The sequence below is a fragment of the Bradyrhizobium sp. LB8.2 genome (genome assembly GCF_040548035.1).
In the GTDB taxonomy this organism is placed as follows: domain Bacteria; phylum Pseudomonadota; class Alphaproteobacteria; order Rhizobiales; family Xanthobacteraceae; genus Bradyrhizobium.
Map to the genome: position 1 here is coordinate 39,374 of NZ_JBEPQV010000034.1, position 18,874 is coordinate 58,247.

Sequence of the window (18,874 nt, forward strand, 5' to 3'; positions counted from 1 at the left end):
CCCTCACGCAGCCGCGAGCAGCGCACTCGCATGGTCGAGCACGCACTGCTTCACCGCATCGGCTTCAGACGGCTTCGCCTTTGCGCTGACCGTCAATTCCAGGATCGGCGCTGCCGGATTGGCGACGTCGACGACCTTGGAGACGCGGACGGCAGGCTCTGCCTGATCGTCGATGCGGGAGTCGTTGCGCAGCTCCTTCAGGATCCGGTCCGCTAGCGCATTGGCGGCGCCTGCCGGGACCGGAAACGCCACCTTGACCTCGCCGGTGCCTGGATAGGCGCTGTGGTTGACGATGGCTGCGCCCCACACCTGCCCGTTCGGCAACAGGATCTGCGTGTTGTCAGGCGCAACCAGTTCCGTCATGAACAGCGACAGCGACTTCACCTTTCCAGCCTTGCCGGCGACCTCGACGTCATCACCGATGTGGAAGGGCCGGAACAACAGCAGCATCACGCCGGCGGCGAGATTGGAGAGCGTGCCCTGTAACGCGAGACCAATGGCGAGTGATGTCGCGCCCAATACGGCAACGAGGCTCGCGGTCTGGATGCCGAACAGCTGAAGCACGGCGATGCCGACCACAGCCAGCACGCCGTAGCGCGTGACGCTCGAGACGAACAAGGTCACGAGCGGATCGACCCGATGCGCGACGTTGAGGACGCGCGTGACGAAGCGCTGCATCGCGCCGGACAGATACCAGCCCACAGCGAGCAGCAGGATCGCGTAGATCGCATTCAGCCCGTACAGAACCAGCGATGCTTTCAGCGTGTCGAAATTGATGGTCATGAGTTCTCACCCCGGGGGCAATCCGAAGAGAACTCGTGGCGGCGCGAAATGATCCCCTTGCCGCAGAGGGAACACAAATCCCGTAGCGCGGACGGAGAAGCGCAATCCGCGGGCCACGATCCGTTGTGTTGCCCGACGGGCAAAACACACAAACAGCGGGTCAATCGGCTCACCTCAAAATATTCGTCTTTACAGAAATTCTGATTTGTCGCATCGTCCCGCCACCTCATCCCTGTCAGAGGGGCGTATCGCGATCGTCACGAAACGCGGGATGAGTTGTGGTGGACGCAGGCAGCATCGGCGCGTAGGGCCTCGCAGGGCGGGAAACCGTGAGCGAGGGCGTCGCGCACACGACCGGTGCAGTCTGCGTACGGCAAAACCGTGTCGTCCTGACGCCCGGGGTCTGTGTGTCAAGTCTTGTGGTGATGTGGGTTGCCCAACAGGGCACGCGCATCAGCCATCCGCAAGGCGACGGGGGCAATAGTGCATCGCTCCCCGGGGAGAGCTCGGCATAAGCCGTAAAGCCACTGCGCAGGGAAGGCCGGTTGTTTGGCTTCACCTGTATGCCGCTGTGCAGATTCTTGTAGCGCAACCTTCGCACAGTGGACCGTGGGTGCCAGCCGGCACCCGGTCTTCCCTGTGCCCTCCGATACCTGAGGGCCACGGCAAAAAGCAAAGCTCGGGCGAGAAACGTCGCGAGACTGCAAACCTGTGTTTGCTTGTCAAAATGCACGCAAATTTTGTCGAAACCGATCGGGATCGCAAATCTGCATCCGCGACCAAACGTCATCGCTCCCTGCCATCTTGCGCGCGGCTATATTGGCGCAATAATGCTGCTCTACGTTGTGACCGGGAATCAACCCGGCCCAGCCTCCTGGAGGGCGACGAGAGTGTTCGCTCGCGGTACTGCCCTGGCAATCGCCATTGCCGCCTTCGCCGCTATTCATGGCGCGGCCGCACAGACGGCCAACCAGCCGCCGGATTCCATGGCGGCGCGGGTGGAGGCGTGCACGCCCTGTCACGGCAACAAGGGCGAAGGCACCAGCGACGTTTATTTCCCGCGGCTTGCCGGCAAGCCGGCCGGTTATCTCTACAACCAGCTGCTCGCCTTCCGCAGCGGCCGGCGCAAATACCCGCCGATGAACTATCTGCTGGAGTTTCTGCCCGATCCTTATCTGGAGGCAATGGCGGAATATTTTGCCAGCGAGCACCCGCCGCTGCCGCAGCCGGCACCGAGTGAGATCAGCAAGGACGTCCTGGCCCAGGGCGAGATGCTCGCCACCAGCGGCGATGCGGACCGCGGCATTCCGGCCTGCGTGAGCTGCCATGGCTCGGGTCTCACGGGCATGCAGCCGGGTATCCCCGGCCTGCTCGGCTTGCGCGCGGCCTATGTCAGTGCCCAGCTCGGCGCCTGGCGTTACGGCACCCGCACCGCGAAGGCACCCGACTGCATGCAGCTCGTCGCCGGTCATCTGACCGAGGCAGACGTCACCGCCGTCGCGGCCTGGCTCGCGACGCGGCCGGCGCCTGCAAACCCGGTCCCCGTGCCGAAAGGCACCTACGCGCTGCCGTTCGGCTGCGGTAGCCAGCCCAACTGACGAGGCGGATGATGGGCTCGAAATTCTGGACCACGCTGCTCGCTCTCGCCACCTTCACCACGGTCGCGCAGGCGCAGGACAAGAGCACCGATGTCATTGCACGGGGCGAGTATCTTGCCCGCGCCGGCGACTGCACCGCCTGCCATACTGCGCCGGAAGGCCGCCTGTTCGCCGGCGGCCACGCCATGCCGACCCCGTTCGGCACCATCTACACCTCCAATATTACGCCGGACGCGGATACCGGTATCGGCAAGTGGAGCGCCGACGACTTCTACAAGACCATGCACAATGGCCGTTTCCCGGATGGCGGGCTGATCTATCCGGCGATGCCGTTCGCCTCCTACACCAAGGTCACGCGTGCCGACAGCGACGCGATCTTCGCCTATCTGCGTTCGATCGCGCCGGTGAACCAGAAGAACAAGCCGCACGAGCTGCGCTTCCCCTACGACAACCGCCAGCTCATTCTCGGGTGGCGTACGCTGTACTTCCGCGAGGGCGAGTTCAAGCCCAATGCGACCAAGTCGGTGGAATGGAATCGCGGCGCCTATCTGGTCGAGGGTCTCGGTCATTGCGCCATGTGCCATTCGCCGATCAATGCGCTCGGCGGCACCTCGCAAGCGGACACCTTCAAGGGCGGCTTGATCCCGATGCAGAACTGGTACGCGCCGTCTCTCACCAACAATCGCGAGGCGGGGCTCGGCGATTGGAGCATCAAGGACATCACCGATCTGCTCCAGACCGGTGTCTCCATGCGGGGCGTGGTCTACGGCCCGATGGCCGAGGTCGTGCATAACAGCCTGCAATACCTCAACGACGAGGACACCAGGGCAATGGCGGTGTACCTCAAGAGCATCGCGGAGCCCTCGCCTCCGCCGGCCGCGAGTTCGGCACTGCCGACCACCGAGAGCAGCCTCTTGGTCAGCCTCGGCAAGACCGTCTACGACAAGAACTGCGCGAGGTGTCATGGCGCGCAGGGCGAAGGCAAGCCGCCGCATTGGCCGCCGCTCGCCAATAACCAGTCGATCGAGATGCAGTCGGCGGTCAATCCGATCCGCATGGTGCTCAATGGCGGCTATCCGCCGGGCACCAAGGGCAATCCGATGCCCTACGGTATGCCGCCCTTCGCCGGCCTCCTCTCCGACAACGAGGTCGCCGCCGTCGTCTCCTACATCCGCACCGCCTGGGGCAATCGCGGCACGCCGGTCTCGGCGCGCGAGGCCAACGAGCTGCGCTCGGCACCGCTGAACTGAGGGCCGCCATGTTCAATTCCGATCCGCCGACCAGCCCAGCCGCCGCCGAACAGGCCATCGAGGAGGTCGTTGCCCAGGGACCATCGGGTGCGATCGTGATCGCCGGCATCGCCACGGCCTGCGTGGTCGCGATGTGGCTCGCCTTCTATCTGTTCGTCTTCCTGCCGCGCGGGTCGCTGCAATGAGCACAGAGCAAACCCACAGCAGCGGCAGCGCCAGCGCCGAGGTCGCGGCCCGCGTCGAGCGGCGCTGGGCCATCGTCGCCGTGATCATCATCGTGATGATGGCGCTGCTGGCGGCGTTCGCCGGCATCCATCGCGCAACCATGCCGCAGCCGCGCGTCGAGACCACCGATCCGTCGCGGCTGCACCTCTCAGGCGAATTCGTCGAGAGCAATCTCGGCAGCGTGCTCGAGGCGAACGGCAATGTCACCGTGCGCGCGATCGGGCAGCAATATTCATTCACGCCGGCCTGCATCGTGGTGCCCGTGGACACGCCGATCACGCTGCGCGCCACCAGCGCCGACGTCGTCCACGGCATTCTGATCCAGGGCACCAACGTCAACACCATGCTGGTGCCGGGCTACATCTCCGAGCAGCTCATGCGCTTTACCAAGGCCGGCGACTATCTGATGCCCTGCCAGGAATTTTGCTCCTTCGGCCACGAGGGCATGTGGGGCAAGGTCAAGGTGATCGAGAAGACCGAATTCGCTGATCGCGCGAAGGGTGGCGGGAGGCTGAGCTGTGTTGGTCAATAGAAAGCTCATCCTCGCCCATTTCTGGCTGGCCTTCGCCGTGTTCGGCATCGCGCTGACGCTCGGCGCCTGGCAGATGTTCATCCGCAGCCCGATCGGCACATGGCTGTCCAATCCCGAGCTCTATTACCGTTCGCTCACCGCGCACGGCACGGTGATGGGCTACGTCTTCCCGACCCTGGTCGCGATGGGTTTTGGCTATGCCATCAGCGAGTCCGCGCTGGAGCAGCGGCTGGTCGGCGTCCGCTGGGCCTGGGCCGGGTTCTGGCTGATCGTGGTCGGCGCGATCATGGCGATGGTCCCGGTCGGGCTTGGGCGCGCCTCCGTGCTCTACACGTTCTATCCGCCGCTGATCGGCAACGTCTTCTACTACCTCGGCGTTGTGCTGGTCGTGGTCGGCTCGTGGTTCTGGGTCGCGCTGATGTCGATCAATCTGCGCGTCTGGCGGAAGGCCCATCCCGGCGCGCCGGTGCCGCTGGCGATGTTCGCCAATGTCGCGGGCTCTTACTTGTGGGCCTGGACTGCGGTCGGCGCCGCGCTCGAGCTATTGCTCCAGATCATTCCGGTCGCGGCCGGGCTGAAGGCCACCATCGACGCCGGCCTTGCCCGCGTGTTCTTCTCCTGGACGCTGCACGCCATCGTCTATTTCTGGCTGATGCCGACCTACATCGCCTATTACACCATCGTGCCGCGCGCGATCGGCGGCCGGGTCTATTCCGACAGCATGGCGCGGATCTCCTTCATCCTGTTCCTGGTGGTCGCGATGCCGATCGGCATGCACCACACCTTCGCCGATCCGCAGGTCGGCGCCGGCTTCAAGTTCATCCATTCCGCCTTCACCGCGCTGGTGGCGCTTCCGACGCTGCTGACCGTGTTCACCATCTGCGCGTCGGTCGAGATCGCCGCGCGCCTGCGCGGCGGCCGCGGCATGTTCGGCTGGATCAGGGCCCTGCCGTGGGACAACCCGATGATGCTGGCGCTCGCCTTCTCCTTCATCATGCTCGGCTTCGGCGGTGCCGGCGGCCTCATCAACATGAGCTACCAGCTCGATGCGTCAATCCACAACACGCAGTGGATCACCGGCCATTTCCACCTGATCTTCGGCGGCGCCATCGTGATCATGTATTTTGCGATCGCCTATGATCTGTGGCCGCATCTGACCGGGCGAGAGCTGATCGACGTTCGCCTGATCCGCACCCAGCTATGGCTGTGGTTCATCGGCATGATCGTCACGACTTTCCCCTGGCACTGGGTCGGTATCTTGGGCATGCCGCGCCGCATGGCCTATTTCGACTTCGGCGATCCCGCGATCGCGCCGCAGGCGCTCTCGGTCACCCTCTCCGTGATTGGCGGCTTCATCCTGCTGGCGTCTGGCATCCTGTGCCTGGTCATTCTGGCCCGCGGCATGCGTGCGCCGCAGGTCGATGCCGGTCCATATCGCTTTGCGCTGGCCGTGCACCAGTCCACGACGGTCCCGGTCGCGCTCAACACGCACGCGCTGTGGGTGGCGCTGATGATCGTGCTCACCCTGACCAATTACGGGTACCCGATCCTGACGCTGGCGCTGACCGAAGGCACGTCGGTGCCGGCCGTCTATGTGGGAGCGCAGTGATGGGTGCGCGCGACCTCTTCACGTTCCGCAATCGCCACTTCACGACAGGCGTCGGCATCGTCGCCGGCATGCTGATCGTGACTGTTGTCACCGGCTTTATCGTGCTGCCCTTCGCGCAGCCCTGGGTTCAGTTCGCCAACGTCTGGGACGCGATCTGCAGCGCCGCCGGCGTACCGCAGCGCGCCGCCAGCGTGATGACGCCGGAGCAGACCAAGCGGTTGTCGGAGGTCGTGCTGACCTCGCGCACGCTGTCACGGCCGAGCCAGGAAGCGATCGGCCACGGCGCCACGCTGGCGCAGCGCTGCGCGATCTGTCATGGCCCAACCGGTATCAGCCGTGCGGACTCGCCCAATCTCGCCGGCCAGTATGCCGCCGTGATCTACAAGGAGCTGCATGATTTCCGCTCCGGCGCGCGCACCAATGCCGTGATGTCGCCGTTCGCCGTCAACCTGACCGACCAGGAGATCGCCGATCTCTCGAACTATTACGCCTATCTGCCGCGGCTGCCGGCCTATCACCCGACTCCGCAGCTCCCAAAACCCAGCATCGTCATCTACGGCGCGCCGATGCGCGGCATCGCGCCCTGCGGCGCCTGCCATGGCAGCCTCGACAACAAGACCGGCAGCCCGTGGCTGGAAGGCCAGTCCGAGGCCTATCTGAAGGTGCAGCTCCAGGCCTTCGCTTCCGGCGAGCGCCGCAACGACATCAGCCAGCAGATGCGCAACATTGCGCGTGCGGTGACGCCGCAGGAGATCGAGCAGGCCGCCGCGTATTACGCCTCGCAGCCGCCGGATGTGGTGAAGGCGGTGGATTGAAGCGAGGAGTTCGTGCCCCCGCCGGAGATCCTACGACGATGCCAGCTTCCGCCGTCCGTAGATCGCGTCCGCACGCTTCTCGAACGCGAGGGAGAACCGCGCGAACGCGGCGTCGAACATCGAGCCCATCAGCAGCGCCAGCATGCGGCTCCTGAATTCGTAGGCGAGGAAGAAACCGACATCGCAGACGCCCTCACCTTTGGGCTCGAACGTCCAGCGGTTTTCCAGATTGCTGAAAGGACCTTGCAGATATTCGACCAGGATCTTCAAATTGGCGCGGTCGAGCGTCACGCGGCTGGTGAAGGTCTCCTTGACCAGCTTGAACGACACCGTCATGTCGGCGACCAGCACCTCGGTGCCGTCGGGTTTCGCCATGCGCTGACGGACCTTCAGCGCGCTGCACAGCGGCACGAATTCCGGGTAGCGCTCGACGTCGGCGACCAGATCAAACATCTCGGACGCGCTGTGATCGACACGGCGCTTGCTCGAAAATTTGGGCATGGCGGTTCAGCGGGCGCTTGCTGCCCGCGCGGCCTTCAGTTTCGTAAAATCCTCGCCGGCATGATGCGACGAACGGGTGAGCGGGCTCGCCGAGACCATCAGGAAGCCCTTGGTGTAGGCGACCTTCTCGTAGGACGAAAACTCGTCCGGCGACACGTAGCGCATCACGGCGTGATGCTTGCGGGTCGGCTGGAGATATTGCCCGATGGTCAGGAAATCGACGTCGGCGGAACGCAGATCGTCCATCACCTGCTGCACCTCGTGGCGCTCTTCCCCGAGGCCGACCATGATGCCGGACTTGGTGAAGATGGTGGGATCGAGCTCCTTGACCCGCTGCAGCAGCCGGATCGAATGGAAATAGCGCGCGCCGGGCCGTACCGTGAGATAGCACGACGGCACGGTCTCGAGATTGTGGTTGAACACGTCGGGCTTCGCCGCGACGACGACCTCCAGCGCCCCCTCCTTGCGCAGGAAATCGGGTGTCAGGATCTCGATCGTGGTCGAGGGGCACGCGGCGCGGATCGCGCGGATGGTCTGGGCAAAATGCTCGGCGCCGCCATCAGTGAGATCGTCGCGGTCGACGGAGGTGATGACGACATGGGCAAGGCCGAGCTTGGCCACGGCCTCGCCGACGTTCTGCGGCTCGGTCGCGTCGAGCGCGTTCGGCATGCCGGTCTTGACGTTGCAGAACGCGCACGCGCGGGTGCAGGTGTCACCCATGATCATGAAGGTCGCGTGCTTCTTGTCCCAGCACTCGCCGATATTCGGGCAGCCCGCTTCCTCGCACACCGTATGCAGGCCGTTGGCGCGCACGATGTTGCGGGTGTCGGCATAGCCACGGGTATTGGGCGCGCGCACGCGGATCCAGTCCGGCTTCGGCGGCGAAGCGGAATCGGGCCGGTTCACCTTTTCGGGGTGACGCGGGCGCAGCGGGTTCGAGATGGTATCGACAATAACGACCATGGGGTGTCCGGTCTGTTCAGGTCCTACCTAGTCGGTCTCGCCGGGCATCGCAACCCGGCTCGCCCTGCTTCAGGGAACATGGCAGATATGGGCATTATCCTGCTCTGTTCTCAGGCGATTTTCACCTCGAATGGCTCCAACCTCGAAAGCCTCTACACCGCGGCTCGGCAAGCCGCTGAAGCGCGCCTTCTTCGGCCGCAGCGTCCGCGAGGTCGCGCACGACCTGATCGGTGCGACCATGCTGGTCGACGGCGTCGGCGGGATCATCGTCGAGGTCGAGGCCTATCATCATACCGAGCCGGCGGCGCATTCCTACAACGGACCGACGCCGCGGAACCAGGTGATGTTCGGCCCACCCGGTTTTGCCTATGTCTACCGCTCCTACGGCATCCATTGGTGCGTGAACTTCGTCTGCGAGAACGAAGGCTCGGCCGCTGCCGTGCTGATCCGCGCGCTGGAGCCCACGCACGGCTTGGCAACGATGCGCCGCCGCCGCCATGCGGTCGATGTGCACGCGCTGTGCTCGGGCCCGGGCAAGCTGACCGAAGCGCTCGGCATCACCATCGCGCACAACGCCCTGCCGCTGGACCGTCCCCCGATCGCGTTGCATGCGCGGACGGAGGATTTGGAAGTGGTGGCCGGAATCCGGATCGGCATCACCAAGGCCGTCGAGCTGCCCTGGCGCTATGGCGTCAGGGGATCGAAGTTTCTGAGCAAGCCGTTCCCGAAATAGGGCTACGAGGCCAGCTTCAGCCGCTCCAGCGCCTCCAGCAGCTTGGCCCTGCGAGCGAGCGCGGCCTCACGCTTCTCGCGCTCTTCCTCGACGACTTCCTCGGCCGCGTTGGCGACGAACTTCTCGTTGGCCAGCTTGGACTCGGCGCGCTTGATGTCGGCGTCGGCTTTCGCGATCTCCTTGTCGAGGCGCGTACGCTCGGCGGCGACGTCGATCACGCCCTTGAGCGGCAGCGCGGCCACCTCGCCGCGCACCAGCAGCTGAACCGCGCCGTCGGGCGCGTGGTCGGCGAAGGAGATGTCGGACAGCCGCGCCATGCGCTTGATGACGTCGCTCCAGCGAGGCGCGCGATCCATCGTCTCGGTCGAGGCGCCTGCGAGCACCAGTGCCGTCAGAGTCGCCGGCGCGATGTTCATCTCGGCGCGCACCGAACGGATCTGGGTGACGAGGTCGATCACCCAGCCGATCTCGGCCTCGGCCGCGGGATCGGTGAAGTCGGCATGGTCGAAGATCGGCAGCACCCAGGCCGGAGAGACGAGCGCATCGGTCGGCCCCGTCGTTGCCGCAAGCATCGCAAGCTGCTCCGGCGTCGGCGCGGACGGCTTCAGCGGCCATGGTGCCAGCGCGAGCAGACCGTCGCGCTTGGCCGTCACCTCCCACAACTCCTCGGTGATGAAGGGCATGAAGGGGTGCAGCAGTTTCAGGATCTCGTCGCGCGCCCATGCCACCATGGCGCGGGTCTCGGCCTTGGCAGGGCTGTCGGGACCGAGCAGCACGGGTTTTGCGAGCTCGACATACCAGTCGCAATAGACGTTCCAGACGAAGCGGTAGATGCTGCCTGCGGCATCGTTGAAGCGATAGGCCTCGATCGCCTCGGTCACCTCGCGCGTGGTGTGCGCGCTCTCATGCGCGATCCAGCGGTTCAGCGTCTCCTTGACCTTCGCCGGTTCGAAACCCTCGGGCACGGCGCAGTGGTTCATCTCCGCGAAGCGGGACGCATTCCAGAGCTTTGTCGCGAAATTGCGGTAGCCCTCGACACGGCTGGTGGCGAGCTTGATGTCGCGTCCCTGCGCGGCCATCGCGGCCAGCGTGAAGCGAAGCGCGTCCGCGCCATATTCGTCGATCAAATTGAGCGGATCGATGACGTTGCCCTTCGACTTCGACATCTTGGCGCCCTTCTCATCGCGGACGAGGGCGTGGATGTAGATCGTCGAGAACGGCACCTCCTTCATGAAGTGCAGGCCCATCATCATCATGCGGGCGACCCAGAAGAAGATGATGTCGAAGCCGGTCACCAGCACGTTGGTGGGATAGTAGCGCTGTACTTCCGGCGCGTCTTCGGGCCAGCCGAGCGTCGAGAACGGCCACAGCGCCGAGGAGAACCAGGTGTCGAGCACGTCCTCGTCGCGCGTGATGAAGCCGTCCCGCTTGTTGCGGTCGAGCGCCATCTCGCGGCCCTGCTCGACCGTGATGACTTCCTGCTCGACGTAATAGCCCAGCGCGTGGCTGACGGCCTCTTCCTCGGTCTCGGCGACAAACACCTTGCCGTCAGGGCCGTACCAGGCCGGGATCTGATGGCCCCACCACAACTGGCGCGAGATGCACCAGGGCTGGATGTTCTCCATCCATTCGAAATAGGTCTTTTCCCAGTTCTTCGGCACGAAGGTGGTTTCGCCCGAACGCACCGCCGCCATCGCGGGTTTTGCGAGTGTCTTGGCGTCGACGTACCATTGGTCGGTCAGGTACGGCTCGATCACGGTGCCGGAGCGATCGCCATGCGGCACCATGTTGGTGTGCGGCTCGATCCGCTCGACGAAGCCGAACGAGTCCAGCCGCTCGACGATGCGCTTGCGCGCAGCGAAGCGATCGACCTTGTGAAACTCTTCGGCGAAATGCGCGGCGCCTTCCGGCAGGTCGCGCAGATAATCCTCGTTGTCGAGGAGATCGAGGCAGCCTTCCTTGTCGAGCACGCTGATGCGGCGCAGACCGTGTCGATTGCCGACTTCAAAATCGTTGAAGTCATGCGCCGGCGTCACCTTGACCGCGCCCGAGCCCTTCTCCGGATCGGAATAGTCATCGGCTACAATCTGCACCTTGCGGCCGACCAGCGGCAGGACGATGTGCTTGCCGACGAGCTTCTGATAGCGCTCGTCGTCGGGATGCACGGCCACGCCGGTGTCGCCCAGCATGGTCTCCGGGCGCGTGGTGGCAACGACGATGAAGCTCGAGGGATCTTCGGGGCTGAAAATCTTGCCCTCGATCGGATAGCGCAGGTACCAGAGGCTGCCCTTGACCTCGGTCTGCTGCACTTCGAGATCGGAGATCGCGGTGAGCAGCTTGGTGTCCCAGTTCACCAGCCGCTTGTCCTTGTAGATCAGGCCATCGCGGTGCAGCTCGACGAACACCTTGACCACGGCCTTGGACAGGCCCTCGTCCATGGTGAAGCGTTCGCGCGACCAGTCGCAGGAGGCGCCGAGCCGCTTGAGCTGGTTGATGATGGTGTCGCCGCTCTCGGCCTTCCACTGCCAGACCCGCTCCAGAAACTTCTCGCGGCCGATCTCGCGGCGGCTGGGCTGCTGGCGCTCTATCAGCTGCCGTTCGACCACCATCTGGGTGGCGATGCCGGCATGATCGGTGCCGGGCTGCCACAGCACGTCACGGCCGCGCATGCGCTCGAAGCGGCACAGGATGTCCTGGAGCGTGTTGTTGAGGGCGTGGCCCATGTGCAGCGAGCCCGTCACGTTCGGCGGCGGGATCACGATGGTAAAGGGCACGGCGTCGCGGCGGTCGGGGCGGCCGGCCTTGAAGGCAAGGCTGTCCTCCCACACGACGGACATGCGGGCTTCGATATCGGCGGGTTGGTAATTTTTTTCGATCATGGGGCTGCTAGAAAGCCGCGCGCGGGGTCCAAGTCAACGGAAAGCTCAAAGGAAAGCCAGGCGGCAACAGGGCTTTCCGGTGCGGTCGGGAGACCGAATATGACGCACAAGCAGGGCTTTACGAGGGTCCTGCGGCCCGATCTACCTGCCGCCGCGCGATACCCGCTCGATTTCGGCCTTCACGATGCGTTCTACGAGACCGGGCAAATTGTCGTCGAGCCAGGACTTCAGCATCGGACGCAGCATCTCCTTGACCAGGTCCTCCAGCGTTCGCGCATTGCTGCTGAGCACTGTGTGGGCCAGGGAATTGAAGGCGGACTCGACTGCCGAGACCGTCGATTGGGCCAGGATCGGCTGTTGGGGCGGCACTGGCGGCGCATCGTAGTCCACGGGCGCATAGGAGGCCGGCGTTGGACGCGGCGGCGGCGATTCGGCGAATTCGAGGTCGTCGCGCGGCTCGACCTTGCGGAAGCTCGGCGGCGGCGGAGGCGGCGTCGGCTCCATCGCCATCGCCATATCGTCGGTCAATTCCAGCACGTCGGGCTCAGGTTCGGGCTCCGGCTCGGGAGCGCGGATTTCTGGCGCAGCCGTGGCCGTGTCGAGGCCCGCCAGCAGCGCGTCGATATCGTCCTGATTGTTGGATGCATCCGCCGCGGCGGCGGCGGCGGGGGGTGGCGCCGGTGCCGGCTTTGCGGCCGGAGGCGGTACGGGCTTCTCGGCCGCCGGTTTGGCCGGCGCGACCTTGGACGGCGGAATGTCGCTGATCGCCTGCGGCTTCGGCGGCGCGGCGGGGGCGGCAGCTTTCTCGGGCTTGGCGGCGTCAGCCGGCGGCGGCTTGGCCTCATCGTCGGCAATGATGCGCCGGATCGAGGCCAGAATCTCCTCCATCGAGGGTTCTGTGACCTTTGCAGGCTGCGTCATCTCCGACTCCACATCATCAACGCCCTCGCATGCGTTGTTTTACACCAAGCACGACAGGATTGGCCGGTTCCGGATGGGTGACCCGCCGTTTTCGACGCGGCAGCCCGACTTGTCCCCAGTTCACGGCTCAACGTGCAGCGGTGCGCCCCTGCCCTTGGCACTCAAGCTTTACGCACACGACATCAGGTGCGGAGCGAATCGACCCGCATCGTCTTGGCAAGGCTATGTCAGGGGTTTTGATGATTGCAAGCAAAGCACCGGTTGGCCTCGGCTGTTTGCGAGGCCGACCGGATGACTACGGGACTTTAGCGTCCGTCAGGCGTACGCACGCCTGCCCAGCTATCGCGAACCTGCTGGTAGTGCACGCTGGGATCGTAGACCGTGGTCGCAAGGCCAAGCACCTGAGGCGCGAGACGACCGACCGCGTTGAGCACCGAATAGGACGCCACCACGCGGTCATGCTGGGCAGTGACGAGCGCAACGCGCGCGTTCACAAGCGCCTGCTGCGCGTTGAGCACGTCGAGCGTGGTGCGCTGGCCGGCCTTGGCTTCCTCGCGCACGCCGTTCAGCGCGATCTCGGAGGCCGTGACCTGCGCCTGCGCGGATTGCACCTGCGCCTTGCCCGCTTCCAACTGACCCCAGGCCTGCACAACGTTGGCGCGGGTTTGATCGCGGGTGGTTTCGAGATTCAGGCGCTGCTGCGCCAGGTTCTCTTTCGATTGTCGGATCAGCGAATATTCCGCGCCGCCCTGATAGATCGGGATGGAAGCTGTCGCGATGGCGGACGCGGTATTCGTTCGAAAAACCGACAGGGTCTGCTGGTACGCCGTACTGACACCAGCCTGGACCGTGACCGTCGGCAGCAGCGCACCCTCGTTGATCTTGACCTGGAGATAGTTGACGTCGATGCCGTACATCGCAGCCGTGACGCTTGGGTTCTCCACCAGGCTGAGATTAACCGCGGAGGCAATGCCCGCGGGCAGGAAGCGATCGACCGGCGAGCCCGGCGCAAGGTTCGTCGGCTCGTTTCCGATGATTCGGCGGAAATTCGCGCGCGTCGTCGTGAGATTCGATTCGGCAGTCAGGGCTTGGGTCCTGCCGGCAGCCAGTTGCGCTTCGGATTGCGCCACGTCGGTGCGCGTCACCTCGCCGACATTGAAGCGATCGCGTGTCTGCTTGAGCGTCTGTTCGAGTACGCGCACATTGCTGCGCTGAACTTCGAGAGTTGCCGAGTCACGCAGGAAGTCCATGTAGCTCGTGGCGGCCTGCAGCAGGACCGTCTGCTCGAGCACACGCAACGCCTCGCGGGACCCCGAGACCTGGCTCTCCGCCGCGCGCGTCCTGTTGGCAGTCTGATTGCCGTTGTAGAGCGTCTGGTTGACGGTCAGGCTGGCGCTGTTGGGCTGAAGGACGCCATTGATCGGCGGCACCCTCTGCAACTGTTGGATTTCCTGATATTGATATCCGGTGCCGAGGGTCACATTGACCTTGGGACGGTAACCTGACAGCGCCTGCGGCACGTTCTCGTCGGTCGAGCGCGCCTGGGCGCGCTGTGCGTTCAGCTGCGGATTGTTCTGATAGGCGCGCACCAGCGCAGCCTCGATCGTATCCGCCAAGGCGGGCGCCGGCCCGGCAAGCGCGAGCAACAGGACCGAAATCGCAGCTCCGGTGAAGAGCTTCACCCCATGCATCCAAAAATTCCGTTCATTCTAACGCCAAGCTCGTGCCCGCGAGCGTGGTTACCGTCTACGAGTGGAGTCGTTGCCCCGTCGCAACATAGGACGCGGTCAAGCGCGACGGAACTACCTGAGGGTGGTTCCCGGTGGAAACTCTTCACGTGCAGCATCCCGGCCACACTTCTGATTCAGAACGGGATTTTAACAGGCCAAAGCCGCCAAACGGCCGTCAGAAGACGAAGGCGGCGGCCCGTTCCAGCCCCGGAAGGACCGGGGCAGCGGCATCGAACAGCGCCCGATGGCCAAATTCCCCGTGGGTATGGGTCACGATCATGGCGCGCGGCGGCCTGGATTCGGCAGAGACCCCCAGCAGTCGCCCCCCCTCCTTGAGCTGCCCGAGCAGCTCTGCCGGTGTCACCTCGGCGGAGCCGTTGAGGACGATAACATCATAGGGAGCAGCAGCGGCATCGCCCTCGCTGCAGGCCGCAGCCTTGCAGGCGACGTTGGCAAGCCCGAGGGCGGCGAATGTGTCCTTGGCTTTCGCGGCCAAGGCCGAATCGCATTCCGTCGCGGTGACCTGGCGGGCGAGCTTGGCGGTCAGCGCGGCGAGGTAGCCCGTGGCGCAACCGACGACCAGCACGTTGTCACCCTCGCCGATCTCGGCGGCCTGGAGCAGCTTGCCGGTCAGCTGCGGCTTGATCAGGAAGCGCTTGGCGCCGCCCTCGCTGACGTCGAGATCGAGGTCGAGATAGGACAATGCCTGCCGGGCCACCGGCACGAAGGCCTCGCGCGGAATCATGAGCATGGCGTCGAGAACACGACGGTCGGTGACATCACTGGTGCGCACCTGGCCATCGACCATTTTTAGGCGCGCGGTGGAGAAACCGGACATTTGCGGACCCTGCAAGGCGGACGATGCCGCGGACGAAAGTTGCGGCATCTTTGGAACATGCCCGGCAAAAACGCAACATGGCCGTTGGCCCCGCAGACCGGGGCCTTCCGCAACTCGCAACATCGAACGCGAGGCTTATTCGATCGTGACCGCGAGCCGGCCGATCAATGCGGCGACTTCATCCAGCCGCGCCGAATCGTGTGTCTCGACCGCACGCGCCAGGCAGGCGAGGCATTCATCGTCGCTGAGTTCAGGGATGTCCGCCGGCAGAATCGAGGGAGCCATTTGGTAACGGTCGACCTGGATGTCTGGCATGGGAATCAGCTCCGTAAAAATCCGGCACTGGCGAAGCTCGGTTCCAATTGAGTCGATTTGGCGCCGCCCTGATGGCGCGTCCGTGCCATCGCACACATCTGATTGAACGTGATTCCGCGCGGAGATCGAGGAAATGGTGTTCAGAGATCGTCGCAACGCGATCACGAATCGCGCGAAGGCGCGGACATAACCCATTGAATTTGCGATGGAATGGCTCCCCGGGCAGGATTCGAACCTGCGACCATCCGATTAACAGTCGGATGCTCTACCGCTGAGCTACCGAGGAAAAGGGCGAACTCGTCGTTCGCGCGCGGCTGCGTATAACAAAGCCGCTTGCGCTTGCAAAGGACGAATTCGCTATCTTGCGCATTGCGGCGAGGAAGGGCACGCGGCCCCTCCTCGGGCCATGTCAGGTCAAGTTACTCGGCAATGAACGAGGTGGTCTTGGTGCCGGAATCGTAGCGCAGCCGAAGCGCCGTGAACTTGCAGAGGTTGACGTTCTTCCAGAGCACGGTCTCGTCATAGTTCTGCCAGTCGACGCGGACGTTCCAGACACAACCATCGTCGTCATCGTCGAACTCGACATAGGTGCTCGCCTGGTTCTGCAAAACCTTGTCGAGCTCGTTGTCCCATTCGTCCATGCCATCGTCCGGGGCGTTGAAGCCCAGGAATTTGATGGCATAGCCGGTCTCGTTGACGACGGTGACGTTACGGGCGTCAGCCGCGAATGACGGCGCGGCGGCAATCGATAGACCGATCGCGATCAGTGCAGACAGAAAATATTTCATATAAAATTCCCCCGATCGAAACAGGGCTCCGGCGCCTGACGTCGATCGGCGCAGGCGCCGCGGCAACCAATGGCGTTGCCTTGAGGGATTGGTCCGGGACGCAATCGGAAGGTTCAAGACGCGATCTATCGATCCGCGCTCCGGCTCGTTGCGCGACGCGAGACACGCAACGAGCCAGTTCTTATCGATTCGAATTCTCCGCAGCAATGAACCGGCATTCATAGATCGGCGGAGTTTGTTTTCTCCGGCGTGGGCGCCGGCACTGCGGCGCCGTTGCTCGTGACGATCGCGATATGCCCCTCTGGGCTACGCATCCCGCAGGGGATGGCGAGACATGCAATTCCGAATTCGGAAGAACCAAATAATCTTGACGGCGGCAGCGATCTGCACGATCGGCGAATTATCCGGTGAGATCGTTTGACAAAGATATGACGAGCTGCAGACGCATCTACGCGCGGCATCTGCGGCACGCCGTTGCTCCACAGCCTATCCGCAGCATATCCACAGGCCGACTATGCTGGATTCGTGAGTGCGCGCGAGCCACTTGCTGCGCACAAACCCACAGGCCGCTCAGCCGCCGGCCTGGCCGAACACGGCGCGGCACGCTTCGCTCAGGCTGGCGCGGTTGCGGCGCAGGCAGGCTGTGATGGCGCGGATGTTGGGAATCTCGCCGGCGCAGAGCCGGTAGACGTCAGGCGTACAGGCCTGCCGTTGCTCCTGCGTTCCCTGGGCGTGCGCCGCAGAGGCAAACAGAGTCAGGAACATCCCGAGCGTCGAGGCGCGACGCGCCCGGCTTTTCACGCCCGCAAACCGCGAGAACCTCGCCGTCATGACCAGTCTCCCGTTCTGCCCTGCCCGCCCCGGCCTGAATTGGCCGGTTGCGAAGGGGTAGGAGAATTAAACCGCCGCCGATGTGATCTCCTTCACACTGACGGCGCTCGGCAGGAACCTAAGGTTCGCGCGAGGATTTTCATGAATCGCTAACCAATCGGGGCCTGATCGCCGGATCGTTAAAATGCCAACGATCGGCTCAATCGGGAAACAAACCGTCTTTGCGACAGTGCGCCATCCGCGGTCCGGAGGGTGTGATGAGCGAAGCCGAATTCAACTTGCTGCTGGATTCCGTCCAGGACGCCATGGTCCATGAAGATCCGGCGTTCGCGTCGGAGGAGAATTTCGTGCCCCGCTCGTGGACGTACGCCGCAACGCCCAAGGCCGCCAACGATAACGAGGGCGCCTGGCCACTCCTGCCCTTTCCCGAGGGCTGGTACGCGGCCTGCTGAGGCCATCATCTTCACCGTGAACGGATGCGCCCGCGCTTAGCGGGCGTTTTGCTATGGTCCCTACGCCGACAACCCGGTGCGGCCGCGATCAGGTCTTGACGTGGTCCCCGTTGTCCTGCGGCATCCGGTCGGCTGCGGCCGACGGAAAGATGCTGTCGTAGATCGCGCGGGCCTCGCGAATGAGGCGAGCCCGCTCCAGCTCGGATTTCGGGACAAATCGGACGATTTCGCTCACGTGCTCTCCAGCGCTCGAACGGGAAATGCATCACTTCGCTGATGCGAAGACTATGCCAGCGGGGCTGAATGGCGGATTTCCGCCAGGCCCCGGGCAAACCCGGTGTCCGCGGCCAGCGGCAGCGCCTGCGCGCGACCAATGGCACCCGCGACGCAATCGAATATTTGCTGAAATATCAAGAGGTTGTGATGGAGGCCACGTCGGGACTCGAACCCGAGTAAACGGTTTTGCAGACCGGCGCGTAACCACTCCGCCACGTGGCCCCAACGAGGGCGGATCGTTACCTGAGATCAACGGGTTAGGCAACTGCCGTCGGGCCGCCTTGGAGCACAGTTCTGAAATGCCAATTCCGCAGCAGTTCTGAAATGCATGTGCGCGCTTCGTTCTTGCGCAGCCTGCGGCGGCGTGATTTGGCAGGGCGATGACCGACGATCTCTCCATGCGCCGGAACGTCATCGGCGGCGAAACCGCACCGGATGACTACGACGTAATCTGGGACGAGCTCACGATCGGTCGGCCGCATCTTCAAGCAGGTCGGTGCCGGCACCGCCTTGATCAGATGGCCCGACGCCGCGAAGATGTTTAAGCCTTCCTGAAGCGTCGTCGCAATCAGGGTCCAGACGATCAGGCCGACGGCGAAGGGCGGCAGAAAGCTCGTGACGTCCTGCTTGAACAGTGCCGCATAGACCGTACCGACGCTGGCAATGGTCGCCGCGAGCGTCAGCGTGATCCAGAGCGGGCCGACCACGGTGCGTCGATAGCGCAGCGAAATGTCCATCAGGGCGAGCGTGCCCCAACGATCGAACCGCGCCGCCTGGCCAAGGATCTCCTTCGCTGCAAGCTGAATTCGACGGCCCCTTCCGCTCCCGGCGCTGC

The 18,874-nt window shown here is 64.1% G+C and carries 21 protein-coding genes and 2 tRNA genes; 9 read left to right on the top strand and 14 right to left on the bottom strand.

The annotated features are described in order from the left end of the window. Positions 1–3: 3 nt before the first annotated feature. Positions 4–783 (bottom strand): mechanosensitive ion channel family protein, encoded by a 780-nt coding sequence (locus ABIB06_RS31560; protein ID WP_354050579.1) that lies wholly within the window; start codon positions 781–783, stop codon positions 4–6. A gap of 890 nt (positions 784–1,673) precedes the next feature. Between ABIB06_RS31560 and ABIB06_RS31565 the strand changes: the two genes are divergently transcribed. Genes ABIB06_RS31565 through ABIB06_RS31590 form a run of 6 tightly spaced genes read left to right on the top strand, consistent with a single transcriptional unit; the run spans position 1,674 to position 6,812 of the window. Next, positions 1,674–2,381: a c-type cytochrome gene (locus tag ABIB06_RS31565; protein WP_354050580.1), complete on the top strand. Its 708-nt coding sequence runs from the start codon at positions 1,674–1,676 to the stop codon at positions 2,379–2,381. Positions 2,382–2,389: 8 nt separating this feature from the next. Further along, on the top strand, positions 2,390–3,631 hold the full coding sequence (locus ABIB06_RS31570) for a cytochrome c (RefSeq protein ID WP_354050581.1): 1,242 nt from the start codon (positions 2,390–2,392) through the stop codon (positions 3,629–3,631). 8 nt (positions 3,632–3,639) lie between these two features. After that, on the top strand, positions 3,640–3,816 hold the full coding sequence (locus tag ABIB06_RS31575) for a hypothetical protein (protein ID WP_354050583.1): 177 nt from the start codon (positions 3,640–3,642) through the stop codon (positions 3,814–3,816). After that, a complete protein-coding gene (locus ABIB06_RS31580) occupies positions 3,813–4,388 on the top strand; it encodes a cupredoxin domain-containing protein (RefSeq protein WP_354050585.1) in 576 nt (191 codons plus the stop codon). The genes ABIB06_RS31575 and ABIB06_RS31580 overlap by 4 nt, the downstream gene beginning before the upstream one ends. Beyond that, positions 4,375–5,997, top strand: coding sequence for a b(o/a)3-type cytochrome-c oxidase subunit 1 (locus ABIB06_RS31585; protein ID WP_354050586.1), 1,623 nt, complete (start codon positions 4,375–4,377; stop codon positions 5,995–5,997). The genes ABIB06_RS31580 and ABIB06_RS31585 overlap by 14 nt, the downstream gene beginning before the upstream one ends. Further along, a complete protein-coding gene (locus ABIB06_RS31590; protein ID WP_354050588.1) occupies positions 5,997–6,812 on the top strand; it encodes a c-type cytochrome in 816 nt (271 codons plus the stop codon). The genes ABIB06_RS31585 and ABIB06_RS31590 overlap by 1 nt, the downstream gene beginning before the upstream one ends. Positions 6,813–6,842: 30 nt before the next feature. Here ABIB06_RS31590 and ABIB06_RS31595 read toward each other — a convergent pair whose 3' ends face one another. Both ABIB06_RS31595 and lipA read right to left on the bottom strand, forming a co-directional pair. Further along, entirely contained in the window at positions 6,843–7,313 is a 471-nt protein-coding gene (locus tag ABIB06_RS31595; RefSeq protein ID WP_247353406.1) for a type II toxin-antitoxin system RatA family toxin, read from the bottom strand. A gap of 6 nt (positions 7,314–7,319) precedes the next feature. Beyond that, positions 7,320–8,276 (bottom strand): lipoyl synthase, encoded by a 957-nt coding sequence (gene lipA, locus ABIB06_RS31600; RefSeq protein ID WP_354050590.1) that lies wholly within the window; start codon positions 8,274–8,276, stop codon positions 7,320–7,322. 130 nt (positions 8,277–8,406) lie between these two features. On the opposite strand from lipA, the gene ABIB06_RS31605 reads away from it, so the two are divergent. Continuing rightward, complete coding sequence (locus ABIB06_RS31605; RefSeq protein WP_354069816.1) at positions 8,407–9,009, top strand: DNA-3-methyladenine glycosylase; 603 nt, start codon at positions 8,407–8,409, stop codon at positions 9,007–9,009. A 2-nt stretch (positions 9,010–9,011) separates the two neighbouring features. Here the strand turns inward: ABIB06_RS31605 and ABIB06_RS31610 are convergent, their stop codons facing one another. From ABIB06_RS31610 to ABIB06_RS31645, 8 genes are all read right to left on the bottom strand, one after another. Next, positions 9,012–11,888 carry a valine--tRNA ligase gene (locus ABIB06_RS31610; protein ID WP_354050594.1) on the bottom strand — a complete coding sequence of 959 codons (2,877 nt, stop codon included), beginning with the start codon at positions 11,886–11,888 and terminating at the stop codon, positions 9,012–9,014. A 141-nt stretch (positions 11,889–12,029) separates the two neighbouring features. Next, entirely contained in the window at positions 12,030–12,809 is a 780-nt protein-coding gene (locus ABIB06_RS31615) for a PopZ family protein (RefSeq protein WP_354050596.1), read from the bottom strand. A 305-nt stretch (positions 12,810–13,114) separates the two neighbouring features. Continuing rightward, positions 13,115–14,500, bottom strand: a complete 1,386-nt coding sequence (locus ABIB06_RS31620; RefSeq protein WP_354050598.1) for a TolC family outer membrane protein — start codon at positions 14,498–14,500, stop codon at positions 13,115–13,117. A 214-nt stretch (positions 14,501–14,714) separates the two neighbouring features. Then, on the bottom strand, positions 14,715–15,377 hold the full coding sequence (locus ABIB06_RS31625) for a protein-L-isoaspartate O-methyltransferase family protein (RefSeq protein WP_354050600.1): 663 nt from the start codon (positions 15,375–15,377) through the stop codon (positions 14,715–14,717). 135 nt (positions 15,378–15,512) lie between these two features. After that, a complete protein-coding gene (locus ABIB06_RS31630) occupies positions 15,513–15,692 on the bottom strand; it encodes a hypothetical protein (RefSeq protein WP_247353419.1) in 180 nt (59 codons plus the stop codon). A 211-nt stretch (positions 15,693–15,903) separates the two neighbouring features. After that, a tRNA-Asn gene (locus ABIB06_RS31635) sits at positions 15,904–15,978 on the bottom strand. Between the two features lie 133 nt (positions 15,979–16,111). Then, complete coding sequence (locus ABIB06_RS31640; protein WP_247353421.1) at positions 16,112–16,480, bottom strand: hypothetical protein; 369 nt, start codon at positions 16,478–16,480, stop codon at positions 16,112–16,114. Positions 16,481–17,050: 570 nt separating this feature from the next. Next, positions 17,051–17,311, bottom strand: a complete 261-nt coding sequence (locus ABIB06_RS31645; RefSeq protein WP_354050602.1) for a hypothetical protein — start codon at positions 17,309–17,311, stop codon at positions 17,051–17,053. 257 nt (positions 17,312–17,568) lie between these two features. On the opposite strand from ABIB06_RS31645, the gene ABIB06_RS31650 reads away from it, so the two are divergent. Continuing rightward, positions 17,569–17,763: a hypothetical protein gene (locus tag ABIB06_RS31650; protein ID WP_247445682.1), complete on the top strand. Its 195-nt coding sequence runs from the start codon at positions 17,569–17,571 to the stop codon at positions 17,761–17,763. Between the two features lie 88 nt (positions 17,764–17,851). Here the strand turns inward: ABIB06_RS31650 and ABIB06_RS31655 are convergent, their stop codons facing one another. Continuing rightward, positions 17,852–17,998 carry a hypothetical protein gene (locus ABIB06_RS31655; RefSeq protein WP_354050603.1) on the bottom strand — a complete coding sequence of 49 codons (147 nt, stop codon included), beginning with the start codon at positions 17,996–17,998 and terminating at the stop codon, positions 17,852–17,854. 68 nt (positions 17,999–18,066) lie between these two features. Here ABIB06_RS31655 and ABIB06_RS31660 point away from each other — a divergent pair, with 68 nt between their 5' ends. Next, positions 18,067–18,219: a hypothetical protein gene (locus tag ABIB06_RS31660; RefSeq protein ID WP_247353429.1), complete on the top strand. Its 153-nt coding sequence runs from the start codon at positions 18,067–18,069 to the stop codon at positions 18,217–18,219. Here the strand turns inward: ABIB06_RS31660 and ABIB06_RS31665 are convergent. Together ABIB06_RS31665 and ABIB06_RS31670 are read right to left on the bottom strand one after the other, a co-directional pair. Further along, positions 18,188–18,261 (bottom strand) — tRNA-Cys (locus tag ABIB06_RS31665). The two genes, ABIB06_RS31660 and ABIB06_RS31665, sit on opposite strands and share 32 nt — an antisense overlap. A gap of 35 nt (positions 18,262–18,296) precedes the next feature. Next, positions 18,297–18,776, bottom strand: coding sequence for a hypothetical protein (locus ABIB06_RS31670; protein WP_354050605.1), 480 nt, complete (start codon positions 18,774–18,776; stop codon positions 18,297–18,299). Between the last annotated feature and the right edge of the window lie 98 nt (positions 18,777–18,874).